The 22,812-nt window shown below is 34.6% G+C and carries 21 protein-coding genes; 4 read left to right on the top strand and 17 right to left on the bottom strand.

Annotated elements, in window-relative coordinates; translation table 11 throughout:
- Window positions 1-19 precede the first annotated feature (19 nt).
- A complete protein-coding gene (locus CLV73_RS13375) occupies window positions 20-487 on the top strand; it encodes a DUF1572 domain-containing protein (RefSeq protein WP_100377382.1) in 468 nt (155 codons plus the stop codon).
- A 203-nt stretch (window positions 488-690) separates the two neighbouring features.
- Window positions 691-2,526, top strand: a complete 1,836-nt coding sequence (locus CLV73_RS13370) for a M1 family metallopeptidase (RefSeq protein ID WP_100377381.1) — start codon at window positions 691-693, stop codon at window positions 2,524-2,526.
- A 137-nt stretch (window positions 2,527-2,663) separates the two neighbouring features.
- On the opposite strand, the gene CLV73_RS19275 is transcribed toward CLV73_RS13370, so the two are convergent.
- Window positions 2,664-2,840: a bacteriocin-like protein gene (locus CLV73_RS19275; protein ID WP_449384841.1), complete on the bottom strand. Its 177-nt coding sequence runs from the start codon at window positions 2,838-2,840 to the stop codon at window positions 2,664-2,666.
- 176 nt (window positions 2,841-3,016) lie between these two features.
- On the bottom strand, window positions 3,017-3,616 hold the full coding sequence (locus CLV73_RS13365) for a hypothetical protein (protein ID WP_157798798.1): 600 nt from the start codon (window positions 3,614-3,616) through the stop codon (window positions 3,017-3,019).
- A 182-nt stretch (window positions 3,617-3,798) separates the two neighbouring features.
- Here CLV73_RS13365 and CLV73_RS13360 point away from each other — a divergent pair, with 182 nt between their 5' ends.
- Window positions 3,799-4,557, top strand: a complete 759-nt coding sequence (locus CLV73_RS13360; RefSeq protein WP_100377379.1) for a type III pantothenate kinase — start codon at window positions 3,799-3,801, stop codon at window positions 4,555-4,557.
- 34 nt (window positions 4,558-4,591) lie between these two features.
- Here the strand turns inward: CLV73_RS13360 and CLV73_RS13355 are convergent, their stop codons facing one another.
- The 11 genes from CLV73_RS13355 to CLV73_RS13305 form a co-directional block, all read right to left on the bottom strand.
- On the bottom strand, window positions 4,592-4,774 hold the full coding sequence (locus CLV73_RS13355) for a hypothetical protein (protein ID WP_100377378.1): 183 nt from the start codon (window positions 4,772-4,774) through the stop codon (window positions 4,592-4,594).
- Between the two features lie 107 nt (window positions 4,775-4,881).
- On the bottom strand, window positions 4,882-5,313 hold the full coding sequence (locus CLV73_RS13350; protein WP_100377377.1) for a nucleoside deaminase: 432 nt from the start codon (window positions 5,311-5,313) through the stop codon (window positions 4,882-4,884).
- Window positions 5,314-5,838 (bottom strand): energy transducer TonB, encoded by a 525-nt coding sequence (locus CLV73_RS13345; RefSeq protein WP_100377376.1) that lies wholly within the window; start codon window positions 5,836-5,838, stop codon window positions 5,314-5,316. It abuts the gene before it with no gap.
- 162 nt (window positions 5,839-6,000) lie between these two features.
- Window positions 6,001-6,921, bottom strand: a complete 921-nt coding sequence (locus CLV73_RS13340; RefSeq protein ID WP_100377375.1) for a helix-turn-helix transcriptional regulator — start codon at window positions 6,919-6,921, stop codon at window positions 6,001-6,003.
- Between the two features lie 81 nt (window positions 6,922-7,002).
- A complete protein-coding gene (locus CLV73_RS13335) occupies window positions 7,003-7,407 on the bottom strand; it encodes a hypothetical protein (protein ID WP_100377374.1) in 405 nt (134 codons plus the stop codon).
- Window positions 7,408-7,422: 15 nt separating this feature from the next.
- Window positions 7,423-9,663 carry a hypothetical protein gene (locus CLV73_RS13330; RefSeq protein WP_157798797.1) on the bottom strand — a complete coding sequence of 747 codons (2,241 nt, stop codon included), beginning with the start codon at window positions 9,661-9,663 and terminating at the stop codon, window positions 7,423-7,425.
- Window positions 9,664-9,728: 65 nt separating this feature from the next.
- The gene (locus CLV73_RS13325; RefSeq protein ID WP_100377372.1) at window positions 9,729-11,285 is read right to left on the bottom strand and encodes a hypothetical protein; all 1,557 of its coding nucleotides are present in this window, start codon (window positions 11,283-11,285) and stop codon (window positions 9,729-9,731) included.
- Window positions 11,286-11,362: 77 nt separating this feature from the next.
- On the bottom strand, window positions 11,363-15,016 hold the full coding sequence (locus CLV73_RS19040) for a hypothetical protein (RefSeq protein ID WP_185116776.1): 3,654 nt from the start codon (window positions 15,014-15,016) through the stop codon (window positions 11,363-11,365).
- Window positions 15,017-15,285: 269 nt separating this feature from the next.
- Window positions 15,286-15,528: a hypothetical protein gene (locus tag CLV73_RS13315; RefSeq protein WP_100377371.1), complete on the bottom strand. Its 243-nt coding sequence runs from the start codon at window positions 15,526-15,528 to the stop codon at window positions 15,286-15,288.
- Window positions 15,529-15,739: 211 nt separating this feature from the next.
- Window positions 15,740-16,777: a patatin-like phospholipase family protein gene (locus tag CLV73_RS13310; protein WP_100377864.1), complete on the bottom strand. Its 1,038-nt coding sequence runs from the start codon at window positions 16,775-16,777 to the stop codon at window positions 15,740-15,742.
- Between the two features lie 186 nt (window positions 16,778-16,963).
- Entirely contained in the window at window positions 16,964-17,464 is a 501-nt protein-coding gene (locus CLV73_RS13305; RefSeq protein ID WP_100377370.1) for a M15 family metallopeptidase, read from the bottom strand.
- 184 nt (window positions 17,465-17,648) lie between these two features.
- On the opposite strand from CLV73_RS13305, the gene CLV73_RS13300 reads away from it, so the two are divergent.
- Window positions 17,649-18,926 carry a Y-family DNA polymerase gene (locus CLV73_RS13300; RefSeq protein WP_100377369.1) on the top strand — a complete coding sequence of 426 codons (1,278 nt, stop codon included), beginning with the start codon at window positions 17,649-17,651 and terminating at the stop codon, window positions 18,924-18,926.
- Between the two features lie 71 nt (window positions 18,927-18,997).
- Here the strand turns inward: CLV73_RS13300 and CLV73_RS13295 are convergent, their stop codons facing one another.
- The 4 genes from CLV73_RS13295 to CLV73_RS13280 all read right to left on the bottom strand — a co-directional run bounded on the left by CLV73_RS13295 (window position 18,998) and on the right by CLV73_RS13280 (window position 22,737).
- Window positions 18,998-19,609, bottom strand: a complete 612-nt coding sequence (locus CLV73_RS13295) for a YdeI/OmpD-associated family protein (RefSeq protein ID WP_100377368.1) — start codon at window positions 19,607-19,609, stop codon at window positions 18,998-19,000.
- 5 nt (window positions 19,610-19,614) lie between these two features.
- Complete coding sequence (locus tag CLV73_RS13290) at window positions 19,615-20,748, bottom strand: serine hydrolase domain-containing protein (RefSeq protein WP_100377367.1); 1,134 nt, start codon at window positions 20,746-20,748, stop codon at window positions 19,615-19,617.
- Between the two features lie 195 nt (window positions 20,749-20,943).
- Window positions 20,944-22,485 (bottom strand): glycine--tRNA ligase, encoded by a 1,542-nt coding sequence (locus CLV73_RS13285; protein ID WP_100377366.1) that lies wholly within the window; start codon window positions 22,483-22,485, stop codon window positions 20,944-20,946.
- A 57-nt stretch (window positions 22,486-22,542) separates the two neighbouring features.
- Window positions 22,543-22,737, bottom strand: coding sequence for a hypothetical protein (locus CLV73_RS13280; protein ID WP_100377365.1), 195 nt, complete (start codon window positions 22,735-22,737; stop codon window positions 22,543-22,545).
- Between the last annotated feature and the right edge of the window lie 75 nt (window positions 22,738-22,812).

Here is a 22,812-nt window from a genome sequence, read left to right as displayed (position 1 = left end):
TTTAAGAAAATTAAAATCAATGAGCTCAACATCACAATTAGCTAAAAGATTCAGAGAAGTAATGCTGGATGGTTTATGGATCGCCAACACCAATTTTAAAGATCAATTAAAAGACGTTTCATGGGAACAGGCCACAACGAAAGTCGGCTCTTTGAACACCATTGCTATGCTTACTTTTCATATTGATTATTATATTGCAGGTTTGGTGAATGTTTTTGAAGGCGGGAATCTGGAAATCAGGGATGAATATAGCTTTGATCTTCCACCAATTGAATCTCAGAAACATTGGGAAGAGCTTTTAAATAAACTTTGGAATGATTCTGAAAAGTTTGCTAATCTATTGGAACAAATGCCCGATTCTAAAATGAATGAAGTTTTTGTCGATGAAAAATACGGAACATATTTAAGGAATATTGACGGAATGATTGAGCATGCGTATTACCATCTTGGGCAGGTTACTTTGATCAAAAAAATATTGAAAAACTAGTAAATCATATTCCCACAGATTACATAAATCCCGCGGATTAATTTCAAAACAATTTTCTGTGAAATCCGTGAAATCTGCGGATGTATTTAACATTTAGAATAAATTTAATCTAACACTATAATATAGAATAAAACCTCATCAATACCTCCACGTTTGAGGTTCTTACTTAAAATACATATCTTTAGAAAACTAAAAAATTTTAAATGAAGAAATCGGCTGCAATCCTATTTGCGTTTATAATTTCACAATTTCATGCTCAGCAGGGAGCTTATTATCAGCAGAGTGCAAAGTACAAGATGGATATTGATGTGAACGCTGAAAAATTTACTTATCAGGGAAATCAGACTTTAGAATACACCAATAATTCACCGGACGAGCTTCATGTTGTTTATTTCCATTTGTATTGGAATGCTTTTAAACCCAATTCCATGATGGATCAAAGAGTTGCCGGGCAAGGAAAAAACGGAGATTCAAGATTGCAGAAAGACGGGGTTTCAAGATTGGCATCTATTCCGAAAGATCAGGAAGGAGCACAAAATATTCACTGGATCAAGCAAAATGGAAAAACATTGAAGTTTGAAATTCAGGAAACCATCATGAAAGTCTATCTGGCAGAACCGATTAAGCCAAATTCAACCACAACATTCACGATGGATTGGGATGCAGTAATCCCTCAACAAATCAGAAGAAGCGGAAGAAATAATAAGGAAGGCGTTGATATGACCATGACACAGTGGTACCCTAAAATCGCAGAATATGATTACGATGGCTGGGCAACATTCGATTATATCGGAAGAGAATTTCACGCGCCGTTTTCAGATTTTGATGTGACGATTAAAATCAATAAAGATTACGTTATCGGAGCAGGAGGAATTCTTGAAAACCCGGCAGAAGTGAAAGGGTATGATACTAATGCAAAAATCAAAGCCGATAAAAATAAAGCCACCTGGAAATGGACAGCGAAAAATATGCTTGATTTTGCATGGAGCGCAGATAGAGATTATGTGGTAAAAAGTTTTGATGTTCCGCAAGGTCCGAAAGTATTTTTGGTGTATCAGAATAATGAAAAGACAAAGGTTTGGGAAGAAGCGCAGCCTTATATTACAAAATATTTCCAATTGATGAATTCTCACTTCGGAAAATATATTTATCCGACTTATGCTTTCATTCAGGGAGGAGACGGTGGAATGGAATACGGAATGTGTACGATGATTTTAGGGGAAGCAAAAGATATTAAAGGATTGATGGGATTAATGGCTCACGAAGGTGCTCATTCCTGGTATCAGCAAATGCTCGCCACCAATGAATCGATGCGTCCTTGGATGGATGAAGGGTTTACAAGCTATGCAGAAAACTATGTAATGTATCAGTTATTTCCGGAAGATCTTCCCAATCCGTTCGCGCATTCTTTGGATGCTTACAGGAATTTTATTAAAAAAGGAATTGAAGAACCTGCCGTTTGGTTAGGAGATCATCATGATAATGGAACTGCTTATACATACGCTTCTTACGTAAAAGGAGAATTGTATCTGGTGCAGTTAGGTTATATTATGGGAGAACAGAATCTGGTAGAAACACTGAAACAATATTATGACCAGTGGAGCATGAAACATCCTTCAGACAGGGATTTCCTACACATTGCTCAGAAAGTTTCCGGAATGGATTTGAAATGGTTTCAGAATTACTGGATCAATACTACAAAAACGATTGATTACGGAATTAAAGACGTAAAATACGAGGCAAAATCAACAACCATCACTTTGGTAAATAATGGACAAGTTCCCATGCCTATTGATTTTAGCATTATAACAACAGATAAAAAGATTGTGAATTACCAGATTCCCATGAATATGACTCATACGTGGAAAGAAAAGGATATTTACGGAGATTTTAAAACAATGGCTTACTGGCCTTGGACACAGAAAGAGTATTCAATTACGGTACCGTATACAAAATCTCAACTGTCTGCAGTAGGAATTGATTTTAGCCAAAGAATGGCAGATATCAATTTGCAGGATAATTTTGTTGAAGTGAAATAGAATTATAAAAATATAAAATAAAAATCCTGCAGATACTCTGTGGTTTTTTTTATAAATCTACTTGTTTAAATGGATAACTATAAAATAAAACCACCCATCAATTTTGATGAGTGGTTTTTCAGTAAGTTTAAATTTTACTATATAAGGCAATATCTTTTTACAGAACTTGGACAACCTGGAATAGACGTGTAAGTTAAATCAGGTCCTGGATTTAGTTGGCATCCCATAGCATACATATTATCTACGCATTCCTGTATATATCCTCCTTTTACTGTTTTTAGATTTTCTCTTGAAATTTTTTTAAGATTTTTCATAGCGATTAATAGTTTGTTTGTGTTTCCTACTCTTTGTTAAGCTTTTCGGATTCCGCTTTAAATTTATCCTAAAGTAGTGAATTTAATTTGTGTGATAAAATCATTTTAAAAAATTTCGTTTGATAATTAGATTCTTAATCATTTCTAATAAAAGGTTACTTAAAGAAAATAAATACTTACTGTATTTCAAACTGCTGTACCATCCAATGCTTCGAATGATTTTTAATCAAATCATTTTTTATGGTGGTGTCTTTGGTATTCAGATAGCTGTATACTTTAAGCGGAATAGAATCCGGATATTCTTTTAAGCCTTGTGCTACGGTATTTTGAGATTCTTCTTTTTTATGGCCGCTTTCTAATGCTTCTGCTTTATAAATATAAATAATAGCAGGAATTTTTCCGAAAATGTCCTTTGTTTCATTTTCAAGAATGCTCATGGTCTCAATCTGAAAGTCTGCATCCGGTTCTTTTCCTACCGCAGCTGTTTTGCTGATATGCTGCTGATACATCAGAAAAAGCATAAGGATATGAAGATTTTTAGTGTTGGGATCGGAAACCAGTTTTTCTATTTGCTGGATGTCTTCGGGAGTCATTTCTTCTTGATCTGCCTGAAGGTTTTTTTCATAAAAAGTCGTTAAGAGATTGTAAATCGTTTTATCGGATTTATCAATTTGGGATTTTTTCTTTAGGTCAGGATAGATGTCTTTAATGGAAGTTTTTTGTGCATAAAGAGACAGATTGATCATTATAAAAAATATCAGAACGAATTTTTTCATATCGGTAGGATAAAATTTGAGTGGTTGTGACTTTAAATATAATTAATTGTTTTAAAAAATGAAAATTTCAAAATAATTTAAAACGTTCCAGCATCTTGTTTTTATCAAAAATCATTAATTTTGAGCCTTAAAATTAACATGGCTTTTCTATTACTAAATAAGCCAGGTTGAAACATAAATCAATGAATTCAATTGTCATAAATGTTGGGAACAGCAATATCAGGTTTGGTCTTTTTAATGGTGATAACTGTGATCTTTCATGGGTAATCAATACAAAACCTTACAGAACAACAGACGAGCTATACGTTCAAATGAGTATGTTGTATCAAACCTATAAAATTGAACCTAAAGAAATCAGTAAAGTAATTATTGGTTCTGTTGTGCCGCAGCTTACCAAAGTGATGAGTTCTGCGATCAAGAAAATACATGATATTACTCCTGTTATTGTTGACAGAAACACACCTTCGGGAGTTCAGGCGAAATCGAAACAAATGGGAACGGATATTTATGCGAATCTTGTAGCGGCGCATAATCTGTATCCAGGCAGAAAAAAGATCATTCTGGATTTTGGCACTGCGCTTACTGCAAGCTGCGTTGCTGAAGATGGGGAAACGATGGGAGTTATTATTGCTCCGGGAATTGTTACTTCTCTTAATTCGTTAATCAGTCAAACGGCGCAACTTCCGGAAATTGAATTGAAGAAACCCAAATCAGTTTTGGGCTTAGATACGGTAACCTGTATGCAAAGCGGAATGGTATATGGTTTTTTAGGAATGGTAGAAGGATTTATAGACCGAATTAATGATGAGGTAAATGATGATTGTTTTGTGGTGGCAACAGGCGGTGTTTCCCATGTTTACAAGCCTTTGACGAATAAAATTCATATTGCAGACAGACTGCATACCCTGAAAGGACTTTATTTTTTAGGAAAAGATAAATAAAACAGGAAGCAGCTGTAAAGCTGCTTCCTTTATTTTATAGACCTCCTGTACAAGAATCGCATTCTTTTAATGGATAGATCCAGCCTCCATTTCCATCATCAACAGGAAGAATTCTACATCCAATTTTTCTTACGCCATTGTCGTCGATGTAAAAACATTGATCCGGGCGAATTCCACCATTGATTTTGGCTGTCTCTTTTCTTGATAATTTTCTCATAGTAATTATTTTTTAATTTGAAATCGATCAAATATAATAAATAATTCAATACAAAGTGATAAAATTTTCATTAAGAGATACTCTGTTATCCCATAGAAAGTAAGACGTTATCTTTTAGATTTGAAAAACTCCTTTACTATTGATGAACATTCGTTTTCCATAATTCCGGTAATGATTTCCGTTTTTGGATGAAGAGAAAGATGCTTATTGATAAACCCTCTGTGTTCGTCCCGTGCTCCGATCACTACTTTTGAAATCTGTGACCACGAAAGCGCTCCTGAACACATTACGCACGGTTCTAGTGTCACGTAAAGCGTGCAGTCTTTCAAGTATTTTCCGCCTAAAAAATTAGCAGCAGAAGTAATGGCCTGCATTTCTGCATGCGCGGTTACATCATTTAACGTCTCTGTGAGATTATGGGCTCTTGCAATAACTCTGTTGTTAGAAACAATGACACATCCAATGGGAACCTCATTTTTTTCTAAGGCAATTTCGGCTTCCTGTAAAGCCATTTTCATGTAATATTCGTCCGTAAACATTTATTCAATATTCATTGTTAAAGGAAGCTTGAAGCTGAATCTCACCGATTCCCCATTGACTGTCGCCGGAGAGAATTTCTCAGGAATAGAGTATAGCGCAATTTCAGCCTGCCTGTTGAAGGTAAAATTATCTCCCTGAGCATTCACATTGCTGATGCTTCCATCTTTTTCGACAATAAAATCAACATTGGCTTTGATTGTTTTGCTTTCGGAATAGACTCCCGGTGTATAAAAAATCTGAGCAATCTCCTGTCTCAATGCATTGATTCCACCTGGGTAATCGGCATTTTTACTTACTGCTGAACCTCCTTTGGATTGGGTGTTGGATAATTCTACTTTGTCGCCTCGATGGTTGATTTTTTTTAAATCCTCCAGATTTTTAACTTTTAATAAAGCTCCGATCATGGCAACATTTTCAATGCTGTCCATTTTCTTCATAAACAAAAGGTAATCCTGTTTTATGGCTGCTTTGGTCAATGTATTGGTTTCCGCGTCGAATTTCTTTTTAAACTCAGTATTAAGCATACCGCGATGTTGATTGTAAAAGTTTTTTACATTTTTAAATTCTTCCGTCTGTTGCGAAAAACAAAAAGAAGAAATAAGGCAAAACAGACAAAAGAATATAGGTTTCAAATTGAAATATTTATGTAAATGTAATCAAAAATAACCGAAATTCTTCATTCTTTTTTATTCACTGAGGTAGCTGTTCAAAGACTGCTGCAGATGATTACGGATCTCATCAACTAAATTTTTAGGTTCTAAAACGCGTACTTCTTTTCCATAGGAAAGAATTTCCTGCATAAAGTCGTAAGTAGGGTGGAGGAAGAATTCAAAATAAATCTCTTCGGGAGTTTCTTTCAGCTCTTTCTGAGACTGATGAAGCGGAAAACTTTTGATGTATTCTCCCTGATGCCTGCTGCATTTCAGGACGATTTTTTCAGGATTCTGTTCGGAAAGATTCATTACACCAAATGCATTTTTAAAATGTTCCCTGAAATTATACTTATACTTTTCCCTGAATTGTTTTTCACTCACATCCAAATAATTGATTCGGTCCAATCCAAAAGATTTCAGCATTTTGTCTTTCGTATCAATAGCAATCAGGTACCATCTGTCTTTGGATTCTTTTAAAGCCAATGGATGAACTTTTCTGGAAGTCATCAGTTTGTTTTTGTAGTTGTAATGCTCGAAAGAGACGATTCTTTTGTTCCGGATCGCGAAAAATAAATCATAGAAATTTTCAACTCCGGTTGGTTTCCTGCTTTCAAAAAAGATAAAATCAGCAAAATCCGGATGCGTATTCATGGCGTTACTTACCTGAAAAGACTCGAGTAGTTTCTGGTTGTATTCATCCACCTCCATGATCGGGCGACTCTCGATATAATAACGATTGTCCCCTTTCTTTTTATTGTGAATGGAAAGATTGAAAAGATCAGAAATCTCCCGGATATCCCTCTGCAAAGTACGGATAGAGTAGCTCTTGATATCCGCATCCTGAAATTCGAAAGAGTTGAGAAGATAGTCCTCCAGCTGAGAATAGGTAGCCGGAGAACTTTCCAATCTTTTTATAATTAAGGCATATCTCGTCAGGTAAAAATCTTTTTTCATGATCTAATTTTGTAAGACAAATATATGGGCTTAATGCGACAAAAGGTGTCGTGTTTTATTTTTTGAACAATTTATTATAAATTATTTTAACCCTTTACCAATATTTATTTTCAATTCTAACTCATAGCCCTCATCAATTATTTTTCTTAATTTATAAATATCTTTAATAGACAAACCTTCATTAAGTACAATTTTGTTTTGTTTTAAAACAAAAAAGTCGTTTAATTCAATGCAGGCTTTAAATAGTTTATTATAATCAGAAATTATTAAATCATCTTCTAAAAGATAATATTGCAAATTGGTTATCTTTCCTCTTTTTGCCATTGTAGGAGAAGTAAAAACTATTTTTTGCCAAAACAATAAGTTTCGTATCAAAATAATTAATTTATCTTTTCCTATCGTTTCAACCGCATTAATCAAAAAGCTGTTAGGATATTCAGTTTCATTAAAATCGACTAATTGTGTTATTATATTAAAATTTTTCATATTTAAAAATTATTTTTAGTATTTAGGATATTTGGCTTGAACATGTGTCTCAATTTCTTTTAAAGATTCGTATTCAGGAGATACACCAATTTTTAGTTGCCAATCTCTTTCGTGTGAAAAAGCTTTAATTTCCTGATCCCAATTATTTCCTATAATTTTATTAATTTCTTTCTGGGTTTTTCCTTGTTTTTTTAGTTCTTTCTTTAGTAAATTATCAATAACATGGGATCCTTCATGAATTATTTCTGTTAAGAATTGATCAACAGAAGCTGATGAACGATAAAATGTTTTTCCATCTAAAGTTGCAGCTCTAGTTCCCATAATTATTTCATCTGTCAATTCGTTATCGAAATCATAATCACGCAATAAATCCTCAAAATCAACATCATCTAAAAACTCATATTGCATTTTATTGGTTCTTAAAAGTTCGGCTACTTCATCACTATGTTTAGTAAATCCAGTTAAAATGTCGATAATTTCAGATTTAGTTAATGTTAATAAAGAAAGATTTTCCCATTTACTAATAAATTCGCTGTATTTTTTATCAATCTTTTTTTGTATTCTCTGCTGTCTATCTCTCCATCTTTCCTCAGCCCTCGTTTTAGGCGTACTTGCAGCTTCTTCTCCCAAGCCGAAAACTTCATCCACAAGCTTGTTCATTTTTGCAAAAAGTTCTTTTACTCCCTTTTTAAATTCACGAAGAATCATTTGGATAAAATCCAGGACTTTTGTTATCAAGTCTTTGGTAAAAGTAAAAGTTTTTTCAATACTCTGAGTAATTTTTTCTAAAGGCTTTAGTATGAAAGATTCTACACTTTTAGCCAATTTTGCTAACGCAGCGGTTCCTCCGGTGAGGAGTGTTTCAATGATAATGTCAATGATGATTCCTATGATATAACCATAATAATAAGCTGCTTTTTCTAAAGAAAAGCCGGCTGCTGTATTCTCGATCCATTTAACCAAACGTATTATGGTTCTAAGTTGAAAAGTGATGGATTGATATAGAAAATCTTTATAATCAAAATTCATAATCCCTCCAATTACATCTTCAATTAACTCCAAGAACATTTCTCCATATTCAACTTTGTTATCTGAGATGTTTCTCATTTCATAAACGGCTTTAAATACAAAACCAATCAATGAGAAAATACCGGCAATAATATCAATAATGCTACTATAGATTCCACATAAAAAAGCATTAGCAATTTGGAAGCTTTTATAAATAATATGCTGCATTCCGGTTAATGGATCAGTCAGGTAATCTTCAATACTATCAATTTGTTTAAAAAAAAGATCCAATGCTTTATCTACTCTGTTATAGATATAATCAGGAAAAAGAGGAGAAGCTGCTCTAAGCAAGTTTTTGAAATACATTTTTACAGCATCAATTTTTTCAAAGAGAGCTTTTACCACTTTTGAAATCACTTGCTTTTGTCCGTTAAGATTTTCATATGGATTTTTAGAAGATTCATGCTCATAGAATTTTCTCAGTTCATTGTAAAGAACATCGGGAATAAAAGTCGGGTTATATTCTCCTTCTTTAGGATTAGGATTCCATCCTTTTTCGGAGATCTTTAACCCTTCTATACCAGTTGCAATACCTGCAAAAAACTTTTCCGCCTCTTGAAAGATCTGTTTTGTGAAAAAATTAAATACTTTTGCAACTGCTACATCTTTTAATCCTAAAAACCAACTTATAAAATCGACTTTATTTCTGTAGATCCCATCTTCAATTAACTCTTTGAGTTTATCAGGTGTTATGGTTATTTCATGTTTTCGGGTAAAAGTTAGAAGTTCAGCAAAAGGAATATCTTTTTTGTTGGTAAGGTTGGCTCCTGCAACTGCTCTTAAAACTGTATTGTAATTATACTTATCATCTATTTCTAAAAAAAGAATAAGTTCATTACTTTGTGGTAATGCTTCCATATAGCGTTGAAGAAGAAAAGCTCCATTTTTACTGGCAAAAAGAACCACATCAATACCTCCAATAGTTTCTGCGAAACGGTTTCTATATATTGTTACTTCTTCAATCTCTTTTGTGAATATTGGCTCATCGGAATAGATTTGAAATCCTTTACTCTCTGCAACTGGCTTACCATTGTAATAAGTATTGGCTATTTGTTTTACCGTTTTTTGTTTTAGTTCAACAGGTGTTTTTAAAGCCGGAGTTTCTTGTATTGGATTAGGACTATTTCCACCCATAATTTTATCGAATGAATTTCCAATAAGTGGATTATTTAATATTTCTAAACTCATTTTGTGATTTTTAAGGTTAAAAAGGCAGAGTTTTTTAGGCTCTGCCAAATGATTCATATAGTTTATTAAAATAAATAAGCCGATTGAATATTAAATCCAGCATCAGATCCTGAATTTTCTATATTAAGCGAATTACTAATATAACAAACTAATGATAATGCATCCTGAATGCCTGTTTTAGTATTGATATAAGTATTTCCTGCATACTGAATGATAACGGTGAATATATTGCCATTACGAGCAATGCTCCAATCTACGGTAGTCAGGATCTGATTTATACTCAATGTTTCAAGAAGACTGTCACCTTTGATTGTTTTTGTGTAATTACCGATATTATTACATTCAATACTTACCTGAAAGCTTGCATTATTGCTTAGAGCCAAAATATTATTTTTATCCATTACTCCAAATGAAATATTCATCATTGAGTTATAAGTTTCTCTTAATTTTATAGTTCCGGACATGACAAAATTTTGTCCTGCTGCAGCAAATTCACTACTTTTTAAAGCTGCAACTACTGTGCTTTCTCTTGCAAAAGGTTTATTGGCTGCACTTGCGTTATAATTCATTGTGCCTCCGGAAACTGTTACTATATTGGGGGTTCCCGGAGTGTAAAGTTTTGTTTCCCAAGTAAGATTGTTTAGGTTATAGTTATTCAGAACATCAACTACTTTTATAGTCATTGGAGTCACATAATAAGCTATTCCATTCCATAATCTTAGTTTGTATTGTCCTGTCGGTAGATTTTTAAAATTATAATAAAAACTTAAATCAACACCATTGCTATACAGCTGAACTTGTGAATTAGGAATAGTAGCTAGTTTAGTGACACCATCTATAGCCATAATATCTATGGAAAAAGAAGTTGGTTCCAGATTTAGATTTGCTCCTTTTAAAGAAAGCCAATAATTTTTATCTTGTTTGTCTACAATTGGTGGAGTAATTATCCCTACACTCATTGTATTTGTTGTCCATCCTCCATTCATGGAAGTTTTCCATGCTGTCTTTTCTGCATTGGAAAGTGTTGATGGTAAACTTAAAAAAGGTTGTTTTCCATTGGTTTTGCCAATTTTTCCTTCTGCATTTTGTGATAAAAAAGTGTTGAAAGATGGGTTGTTAGAAACATCAGACAATCCAGAAATAATATAGCTTTTACCGGCAGTTTTCATTTCCCAGTCATCTCCTAATGTAAGTCCTGCTCCGCCAATCGATGTTAAAGATGAATTGGCGACATTTTTTCCCAGATCTCCTGCTGGTAATTTTGCAACTTCACCATTCGCATTTAGGCCCACAATTTTGTTGTAATCCTGAACATTCCCGTCATTAGTTGGTTTATCTAATTTTTGATTAATTTTTTCTCGGCTGGATGAATTGTATTCTGCTTGAGTTGAAATTCCCTCTGAGATAAGATCAAGGTCAGAAATGTTTACATGATCATCAGAAATTTCTACCGGAATTGATCCGTCAACGACTGCATGTACTTTTAAATCTCCATTGGCATCAATGGCGTAGTCTGTATAAGTAGCTCCTCCAACTGCAGCTACCTGATAAATAACATTTGTTTCTCTTGCTCCGGCAGGAGGCAATGCATTTACTCTTATAATTCTTCCTATATCGGACATATTTTTATTTTTTTGTGTTAATGAATTTTTTAATAACGGCAGAGTTAAGGCTCTGCCTTTTAAAAGATTATTGATAATTAGATCCAGTCTCCTGAAATGATTTTCTCATCTCCACCGTTTTCACCTCCCAAAAGATTCTCATTCGTATCAAAATTGAATTTTTCTTCAGTAATGACTTCAGAAGGAACTTCAAAATCATCCGGATTTTCGGCTGTAAATGGTAATGCATGTGCTACTTTCAATCCGATACTTTCTGCCTGAAGGATATTCAATGTTGTAGGAAGTCTTGTTAACCAGGCTTTTCCTTGTTTTTCTCCTTTTGGCTGCTTCATTTCGTCAACGATTGAAAGATAAAGTTCATCACCGATTACAGGAACTTCACCACCGTTCCAGATTTTTCCGGTTGCTAAATAGAACTGTACGACATCTTCAAACCCCGGACGAACCGTTACAATCACTCTTGCCATTCCACTTTGTAAAAAAGCTCTGAATAAAGGATCTGTATTTTCCGCCTGGTAAAGATCTGTCCAGTTTTGTTTGTTTCCCCAATAATAAGGATACAGGTAATAAGAAAGATTATCCCATTCAAAAGCCTGTTCCATAAATTTTACGAAAGCAGTATATTTATCTAAGTTTGACGAAAGTTTAGTTTCATAGTCTTTAAAAGTACTTCCTTGGGTTAATCCCGATAAACCATAGCCATGCGTAGAATCTGTGGCTCTGTCTGCCATATACGAAATACAGTTTTTACGCAATACAGTATTTTCAAGCTGTCTGTAGAAATTAGGATTTGAATCTTTGATTTGTACAGCTTTGTTATTTTCTTCGGAAATAGCATTGTTATATTCAACAAGAGCTTCTTCATATGCATTAATAATTGCATTGAATGCTTTTTGTAGCCAAGCTGTTTTAGCTTCAGGAGTTAATACACATTTAGCATTGATACTACCGTTTATAATTGGACTTTCACCAGTTGTGAAAGAATAAGCAAGTTTTTCTCTGACATTAAAGTCTTTTAAAGTTCCCCCAATTTGTGTGCTGTAGATAGAAGTAATCCAAGAAGTACTTTTTCCAGCAATTGTCATAAATGCTTGGTGGCTTCCGTTAAAACCGTGAGGATATGTGTTGAATTTGTAATCAACTTCTTGAACTTCATATCCTTGAGGGATTTCCATTTCGCCAGCACCTGAGACAATTTGAATTTTACTATCATCAGAACCTCCAAATGAAGGATCTCTATCGCTAAATGATTTACTTAAATAATAAACATCAGCCTGTTTTTCATCCAATTCAACATTATATTTTCCTACCCAGTATTTTAACTTTATTTCAGTTAATTCACTGTAATTATTAATTTGCATATTTCCGGCAGCACGTGGATCGATAGGTTTTATCAAGTCTGTTTGATCAGTACTTTTAATGTTATCCATTCCTAGCAAATGAAGCTTGGCAGGCTCGGGAATCATGAATTCAAACATCATACGTTTACCATAGTTATAAATCTGATTTTTCATCAACTTATCAACCCATCTGTAAACGCCTACTACATGTTTATCTCCTTTTCTGTTGTCTAGGCCATGAGAATTTGTTTCTTCAAATTCATCAATGATTTTTTCAATCCTTTCTTCGTGAACTTTTGTAACGATTCTGTCCATTGCTCTAGAAGTAATATCCTGAGCTTGTGTAACTGCTTGTCTTGTGCTTTCTTCTTTTGATGAATGACTGGAATAACCTCCGGCTATGCCTGTATTTATATTTGCGGCCATAGGACCAGCCCCTGTTTTCCAGCTGGCATCGAAATGAGCCTGTACATTGACATCTTTTGATTCTTGTAAAATTTTTGAAACCTCACTTTGCATTTCGAAACGATTGGCAGTCGTTGTATCGGTAAGTTGTTCTCTTTCCGTATCGGTAGATGAGGTTGTAGTATTTTCACTTCTTCGTAATCTTCTGGTTGATTTCTCGCGATATTCTCTGGCCATTACGTTTTCGATATGGGCAACTTCACCCTCTACGTAAGCATGAGTACTTTGTTCGACTTTCAAATAATCTGCAACCCCAATATTTTTGAATCCAAATCCGGAAGGAATGAAAGTATTTTCATCCTCAATAGCTACTGGTGGTTGTCCTTCCTCAACCTCTAGTTCAAATGAGCCTGAGCTACATGCTCTTGCCTGAATTCCTGGAACTAGAATTTCTGTACTTCTCCCGTTAGAAAAAACAATTTTTACTCTCAAAGTAGCATCCTGAATACTGTAAAAATCTACACCAGGGTAATGCATATCACTTAAGAAAATGGTATTTCCGCTTCTTGATTTCACAAAGTAATCGCTATCAATACTTGTTGGTGAATTCTTGGGAATCAAATTATAAGAAATGTAGCTTACATCCCACGATGAATCAGGAACAGTTAAAGCTAAGTCTTGAGTATACGCTTTATAAACAAATTTTGGACAAACCTGATAGGTGAAAGGAACAGAAATTGTTCTTGCGACAGGAACAATTATACCTCCGATACTTGTGTAGGTTTCTTCACTTCCTTGTGTATTTTCAAGGATTGTATTGTTAAGCTTTTCTACAGCTTCATTGATTGCTGAAGTGATTTCTGCAAATGTATTTCTGCCTTCCAATGATGCCTCAAGATCAGCAATATCCTGCTCTGAAGAACGTTCGGTAGGTGATGCTGTTTGCTCAAATTTATAGCCTAAGACATCCAGTAATGATTCAATATTTTCCGGTTTTAATGAGTTGGCTAAAGATTCTGCAGCAACTTCATCTCTGAAATTAAATTCAAAGGTTGGAAGTTTAGGGAATGGGATTTCTCTCGGTTGTTGGCAAGGGTCTTCCGGATTGTATTCTGTTCCGGGCGGTCTTACTCCGCAATATTCTGCCCTTGCTGCTTCAACAGCTTCATTATATTCCTGAATAAGAGGTTCTATTCTTGTTTGATGGGCTTCATTTTGGATTTTATACTCTGCCTGATATTCTTTTTGATATTGCTTTTCAACAGTAGTAAGATTCCTTTTTAAGCCTTCAATCCTGCTAAGTTTTGTTTTCGCAGCTGAAATTGCCTGTTGTTGCTTCATTTCCTCAGTTGGAAAGCTTTCTTTTACTGCACCGTCAGCAATTCTTGAAGCAATTGGAGATAAAGAAGGACTTTCATCTACCATTAGTTCTTTTGGAAGGACTACTCTTGCCGTTACGGCCAATTTGAAATCTGCTTCATTAGTTACAGATAAAGTATGCAGAGCCAATAACATTTGCATAACAACTTCCTTAATGTAGAAATCTTTCTGGGTAACCACCTGATAGATTAAATTATTCCACAGTTGAGTGAGCTCTGGAAGTGCATAAATAGGAGGGAATATTTCTTCTTTCTTGGCAACAAATTTTGCATAAGTAGAGGTACTTTTATTTCTTGCCAACCATGTGGCAAAATTGTAAAGATCACCAAAGTCATTTTTTAGATAATTTACATCATTGATACATTCAGATGTCACTTTGTAATCTGCTGCATATCTCTTTAAAAGATCTTTTTTAGCTCCTGTTCCTGTTGTAACGGGGATGTAAAAATGGTTATCTGTTTTTAAAGCATCCGGAATTAAAATAAATCTTTTGTCTTGCTCCTTATCATCAGAAAGTTGCGGACTTCTCAAACTTACAAATCTGAAAAGAGTTTGTGTTGGTGTGTTTTCTGCAATCGGCGTTGCAGGAGTTTCGTTTTCTGCCATTTTGTAATTTTTGGGTTTTAAAAGTTAATATTGAGGGTCTTGTTCATTAAGATCACTTCTATTTCTTGAGTGGTTTGACATCCACTTTATTTATAGTTTTTGTTTCATGGTATTCTTTTAGTTTGATTTTAAACACAGTTCAGGCTGTCCAACATGGTGTGAATGGTTAATTCAAAGGGTATTTGAGATATTATTGAATGGATTGGTGTACTACGTAAGTATCAAAAGAAATTGTTGGAAGCTTCTGAACTGTGCTTTAAAAACAAGATTTACATATCTTCTTCAAGGATATCTTTCTCAAAATCTTCTCGGAAAAAGTTTTCGATGTCATTAAGATAATTGTCGTAATCGATCTCCATATTTTCAATGTCGTTCCATTCTATGGTGTAAAGATTTTCATCTAAAGAGATATGCGAATCAGATTTTGATATTTCCATGCCTTGTTGTTTGAGCTTTTCATTAAGGTTTGAACAGAATTTTGGCTGTTCATCATTAGGGAATGTTGAATTCAAAAAGTTATGTTTTAGTTTTTAATAATGAATTTTTGTGTTTTTATTTATACCTCAAAAGTAGAGGTGAGAAGCGACAAAACTTGACGTGATTAAATATTTGAGAAAAAATAATTATCTTTTTTAAGTGCTTCTAAATCAGAATAAAATATATAAGCTACTGTAATAAATATAATCAAAATAGCTTATATTAATATTTTATAAGCTAAAAAGCTTATGTTTTGCTTTTAATTAATTTCTGAACAATTTGATTTAAAATATCTCTGTTGTCGTCAATATAGCTTAGTCCCGCTTGTATCAGGTTTTCAATATTGGATCTTCTTACATTATCCATTGCCGGAGAAGCATTTTTTAAAGACGGATTAATTCTATAATAATTTTTCTGATTTCTTGATCCTAATGTTTGAAACATCTGACAAAGCTGATAATCTACAGTTTCAGCATTTGCTGACATTAGGATATCAATAATAGGATTTACCCAACCGATTTTGCCGGCTTTTTGAAGCTTTTTGAAAGAATAAGACTTTGATTCAATTCCGGTCCCGATCGAAACAATAATCATATCATTTACAGTCGGGTGATTGGCTTTCTGATGATTTTTCAACACTTCCGCAAAAGGAATTTTTCTCGCTTCGGCATACGCGCAAAGTGCCGGATTATTGGCAAACATTCCTCCATCGATAAGGCTGAAGATCTGTCCGTACATGGATCTGATCTGAACCGGCGTAAAATAAGTCGGTGCTGCAGAAGTAGCCCTGCAGACATCTTTTACATAAAAATTATCGGTGCTTAAATAGGCGTTCCACGAGTTAAATAATTTTGCCCTTCTGTTTTCGATATCATAACTTGTGATTAAGCAGGGTTTTATCAATTCTTTAAGTTCTAGATTTCCAAAAAAGTCATTTAAATTCTTTTCAAGGGCTTCCTGCGATATTTTTTCATTCAGTAATCCGAAAGGATTTACTAAACGCTCCCAAAAAGATACCTGAAATATGTCTCCCCCTTTTTCAGCATATAATTCCAGTCCTTTTTGGATAGAATATTTTGCCTTCCGGTGTTCATCGGGACATAGAATAATGGATGCAATTAATCCTCCGGTACTGCTTCCCGCAACAAGATCGAAATAATCGCCGAGCTTTGCAGTGGGATGGTCAAGCAATTGCAGCTGTTCTTCCATGTAGCGCAGAATAATACAGGTGACAATTCCTCTGATTCCGCCGCCGTCTAAAGAAAGAATGGTTGTCTTTTTCATATGATTTTTTACTTTTTCTAGAAACACTTTTGTCCTTTAGGCAAGTAAAACCAATAACTTTTTTAAAAATAATTATTGGTTTTAACTTATTATACAAGGATATTTTGTTGTTTTTCTATACAGTAAAAATAGTTCGGGAAGGCGACAGAACGTGTCGTATTAAAAATAATTTAAAATAAAATAGACTTAAAAAATCACATAATTTTCTTTATCAATAGGCATTTTCATTAATGTTCTCCAGTTTGTTTTCACCAGTCCTTTCTTGGTGGGAATATTCTTCTTTTCAAAATGAGGAAGGTCTTTAAAGGTCTTCCAGTTTCCGCCCCAATCCCAGCCGTGTTTTGCAAAAATTTTCACACATTCGTACCAGTCCGCGACCCGATCATTATCCCAGTCTTTTACGGTGTCCCAACTTGCGATTTTTCCGTCGATGATCAGACAGATATCAACAGCAAGCCCATAATTGTGAATACTTTGACCGGCTTTGGCATTGGTCACTTTTTTCCCAGAGGTAATTCTTCCGATAGCATATAGCTTTTCCTGTTCTTCAAAGCTTCTTAAGCCCTGTGTAATTCTTACTTTGGCCCTTCCGGTTAAGGCTTCACCACATTCCTTAATAATTTGTTTCACTTCATCTCTTACGTAGGGGTGAAGTTTTTCAATCCTCTGTAGCGTTACTTTATCCATAGTATCAAATTTTTAGCGTTTTTGGAAAACAAAATTAAGCCTGTATAGCGACAAAACTTGACGTGTTTAAAATAAATTAATATTTTGTAAATCAGTTGTTTAATTTAGTTTTAAAATTTTAAATAATTACAGTTTTTCTGTTTTAAAAATCATAATTTTGTGTATTGAAATGCAGTTTTGAATCATGTATGCTTTAGTCGATTGCAACAATTTTTTTGTTTCATGTGAGAGAACCTTGAATCCGGAACTCAATAATAAACCCGTTGTGGTACTTTCCAACAACGACGGATGTGTTGTATCCAGAAGTAAAGAAGCAAAAGACCTGGGAATTCCAATGGCGGCTCCTGCTTTTAAATATAAAGAACTCTTCAAAAAGCATGATGTACAGTGTTTTTCTGCAAAATTTGAGTTGTATAATTTTAAAAGCCAGCGTGTTATTGAAATTTCGAAAGCGTATGTTGACAAAACTGATTTTGAAGTGTATTCTATCGATGAGCTGTTTCTGGATCTTAAAAGTTTTAAATACATTAATATTTACGACTACTGTATTGACATAAAAAATGAAATTTATGATAAAGAAAAAATTCCTGTAAGTATTGGAATTGCTCCTACAAAAACACTTTGTAAGGTCGCCAATAGAATTGTGAAGAAAGATCCTGAAAGATTTAATGGAGTTTTTGCTTTAGATACTCCTGAAAAAATTGAAAAAGCTTTAAAATGGCTTAATATAGGAGATGTTTGGGGAATCGGAAGACGATTGGCTGTAAAAATGCAGGACAATGGAGTTTTCAAAGCCTGGGATTTATTACAGAAACCGGAAATGTGGGTTCGTAAAATTATGGGAATCCATGGTGTAAGAATGGTGAATGAACTAAAAGGAATCCGTCAATTAGAGCTGGATGTTCCATCTCCGAAAAAATCAATTGCAGTGACCAGAAGTTTTATGGAAATGCTGACAACAAAAGAAGAGGTTCGGGAGCGTGTAGAAACTTTTGGAATGTATTGTTCGGAACGTTTAAGAAAACAAAATACCTGCTGTAAAATGGTAACGGTTTTTGTGCAAACCAACCGTTTCAGGAAAGACCTCCCCGAATATAGAAAGGCTATGACCCAAATTCTTCCTAATCCTACAAATTCATCAATTCTGATAGGGAGAGTGGTGAATGAATTATTTGAAGCCATTTATAAAGAAGGTTTTCATTACAAAAGAGCGGGAGTTTTTGTCAATGATTTTGTTCCTGAAGATCAAAGGCAGATCAGTTTTTTTGAAGAGGATACCCAAAATCAGCATTTGCCGGTAATGAAAGCAATGGATGCGATGAATAAAAAATTCGGAAAAGATAAAGTACGCCTCGGAAGCATGAGCGGACAAAATACTTTCGGACGTGCAAAATTATCTCCGGAGTATGAAGCATTTTTAAAAAATAATACCCTTCCTGAAGCGAATTTTAGGTTCCACTAAGAATTTAGTTAGAGAAATGCGAGATTCGTGTTTTGAGATATTATATGAATGGTTCTATTTACTTTCCTAAATTATTTTTTCATATACTTCCAGTTTCTTGCTTTTCCCTCAGAAAGCCATTCTATAGCCTGCTCCATTCGCTTATTTCTGGTAGCCTCCGTTTTAGCCTCTGTGAGCCAGTTGATGTATTCTTTACGGAAAGACGGTGAACCTTTTGTAAATACTTCTAAAGCTTTTTTATTTTGTTTCAGGGCAGCCTGGAAGTAATCAGGAACTTCGGTTTCCGTTTTGGAAGGAGGTGCCTTTTTCAGGGTAACTCCCATATCCGTAAGTTCCATGGCTTCCAAAATCATTTCTTTCAGTAGAGATTTTGCAGGGAGATCTTCCACTTTAGTGATTTTTCCCAAGCTGAACATATTGGTTTTTTCGACATCGGTTTCAATGTTCTTAAGTGTTTTCATGGAGTCATGCAGCCAAAATCCCAGGCTGCAATACTGCTTAAATGAAACCATCGAACAAAGGATTTTATTTTGATACATAAAAGTGGGGAACTTCCATTTGATGGCTTCTTCCGTATGAGGGCATGCCTCATGAACGGTTTCCCGGATATAGTTTAAAATAGGTTTTGCAAAATCCTGGGATTTCTCAATATATTCATCGACTTTTGTATTGTATTTTTCCATAGATACTACTGAAATAATGATACGGTTTCATTCACGAGAAATTTCACCTGATCCGGTCTTCCCCTGTCTGTTTTTGGAAGATTGTTGTAGCTTCCTGTTCTTACGATGACCATATTGTGCTCAGGGATCATGATAATGTATTGTCCTTGAAGTCCTAGGAAATAATAATGTTTTATGGGATTATCATTATTGATCCAGAACCCCATTCCGTAAATATCCTCAGATTTTTTAGTTGGTGTTCTCATCTGATTAATGAAATCAAGATTCAAAATCTGCTGGTTATCTGCTTTTCCGTCATCCAAAAATAATTGTCCCAGTTTGGCAAAATCTCGTGCATTAGAATGAATACAGCAGTATGTTTTTTCCATCCCGCTTTCATCGGTGCTCCATTCCGCATGTTGTTCCATTCCCAAAGGAATCCAGAATTTTTCTGATAAATAGCTTGCTAATGATTGACCGATGGCTTTTCTCACAGCAAAACCGAGGAGCTGTGTAGATCCGCTTTGGTACTCAAACCTTTCACCTGGATTTTCTTTGAATTTCCTTGAAAAAGTAGCGTCGATAAGGCTTTTTCCATAATACGCTTTTGCATTGGGTAAAAAAGGATTTTTATAGTCTTCATCCCAGTTCAGGCCGGCTTCCATCTGCGCTAAATTTCTAAGTGTCAATTGATTTCCGAATTCTTTATTCTTAAATTCTTCAAAATAATCGGAAAATTTATCATCAATACTTTTTATTTTACCTTCTTCCAGAGCCTTTCCCAAAAGCATTACGGTAACCGCCTTTGCCATAGAAAAAGAATTGGTTTTTGAGAGTTGATTATAGCCGTTCCAGTATTGTTCATGAACCAGTTTTCCGTTTTTTACAACAAGAAAAGAAGCGGTATTGGACTGAGTTAAATCATCAACTATATTTTTCGGTAATTCTGTTTTATTATATTCAGCAGCTTCTTCCCAGAGTTTGGGCATTTGCGTAGTGACGGGGTTACTGGAGAATAACTTACCATCATCAATATTGGCACTGGATTTCCCGCGCAGATAGGTTTTTGAAATCCCGTTAAAAAGATAGGCATACCCTGAAAGGTACATGATGCCTACCAAAGCAATAATACCCGTAATGAAGTAGAAGAAGATTATCATATCATTTGATCTTTAACAAATTTAAAATAATTTTAAAAACATGGAATGAAATGATTTATTTTCTAAGGGTTCCAAATTCAAATTTTTGTTTTATCTGTTTTTAGAATTATGGTTATGATTCAAATTACATGAGAATAACAAAATAAGACATAGGCGATAAAAAGTAAAGCCCTGAGAAATCAGGGCTTTATACATTTATATTTTTGAAAGTAAATTTCTGAAATTCGTTTTCTCGTCGATGATTCTTCTCAGTTCAGAAACCGGAACTCTTTCCTGTTCCATCGTGTCTCTGTCTCTGATCGTCACGGTGTGGTCTGTTAAAGAATCGTGATCTATGGTGATACAGTAAGGCGTACCGATCGCATCCTGTCTTCTGTAGCGTTTTCCGATCGCGTCTTTTTCTTCGTAGAATAAGTTGAAATCGTATTTCAGGTCGTTGAAGATTTGCTCTGCATATTCTGCTAAACCGTCTTTCTTCATTAATGGAAGAATGGCAGCTTTTATGGGCGCTAAAGCCGGTGGTAAAGATAAAACTGTTCTTTCTGAACCGTCTTCCAATACTTCGTCTCTTAAACAATGAGAGAATATAGCAAGGAATAATCGGTCTAAACCAACCGAAGTTTCCACAACATAAGGAACATAATTTTCATTTCTTTCAGGATCAAAGAACTGAAGTTTTCTTCCCGAAAATTCTTCGTGAGCTTTTAAATCGAAATCCGTTCTTGAGTGAATACCTTCCAGTTCTTTAAATCCGAATGGGAAATTAAATTCAATATCTGCTGCAGCATTGGCATAGTGAGCCAGTTTCTCATGATCATGGAATCTGTAATTTTCATTACCTAAACCTAAAGCCAAGTGCCAGTTGAGACGTTTTTGTTTCCACTGTTCGTAGAATTCCAACTCTGTTCCCGGAGCAACGAAAAACTGCATTTCCATTTGTTCAAATTCACGCATTCTGAAAATGAATTGTCTTGCAACGATCTCATTTCTAAATGCTTTTCCGATTTGGGCAATACCAAAAGGAAGCCTATGACGTGAAGTTTTCTGAACATTCAAAAAATTAACGAAAATCCCCTGAGCGGTTTCCGGTCTTAAATAAAGATCCATCGCCGAATCTGCAGAGGCTCCCAGTTTAGTTCCGAACATCAAATTGAATTGTCTTACTTCTGTCCAGTTTTTAGAGCCCGTATCCGGATCAGCAATTTCCAATTCTTCAATTAAAGCTTTTACATCAGCAAGATCTTCATTTTCCAGAGATTTTGCCAGCCTTGAAAGAATAGCTTCTCTTTTTGCTCTGTATTCCAATACTTTTGGATTCGTCGCAACAAACTGATCTTTATCAAAAGACTCTCCGAATCTTTTTGCTGCCTTTTCGATTTCCTTGTTCTCTTTATCTTCAATTTTAGCACAGTAATCTTCCACCAAAACGTCTGCTCTGAAACGTTTTTTAGAATCTTTATTATCAATCAGAGGATCGTTGAAAGCGTCTACATGGCCCGATGCCTTCCATGTTGTGGGGTGCATCAGAATTGCTGAATCAATGCCGACAATATTTTCGTTAAGCTGTACCATCGCTTTCCACCAATATTGTTTGATATTATTTTTTAATTCAGCACCGTTTTGTCCATAATCATAAACAGCCGATAAACCGTCATAGATCTCACTCGAAGGAAAAATAAAACCATATTCTTTCGCGTGAGAAATCACTTTCTTGAAAACATCTTCTTGCTTTGCCATAATTTTTTAATCGTCTAAAGTGCAAAAATAATGTTTTTTATCGGGAAAATATGAATCTCAGGAAGAACCTACATTAGATACCATTATTAAAAAATACCCGTTTAATCCGGCGATCAAAAAAACAGCAGCAATGACAAGTAAAGTTATTCTTATTATTTTATGTTTTTTTGGATCTGTGACTGCCAATGTGATGGTAGCCATAACAATCGAAATAATTATTAATGCTGTGAAAAAATTAGAATATTCTTTCATAATTTTAACTTTCTTGTATTTACCAATGTAAAGAATTTTAGTTGAAATCTAAAATTTAAATTCCCAGGAGCTGGG

This window comes from Chryseobacterium geocarposphaerae (assembly GCF_002797535.1).
Lineage (GTDB): Bacteria > Bacteroidota > Bacteroidia > Flavobacteriales > Weeksellaceae > Chryseobacterium > Chryseobacterium geocarposphaerae.
This window is presented reverse-complemented; position numbering and strand designations above follow the sequence as displayed.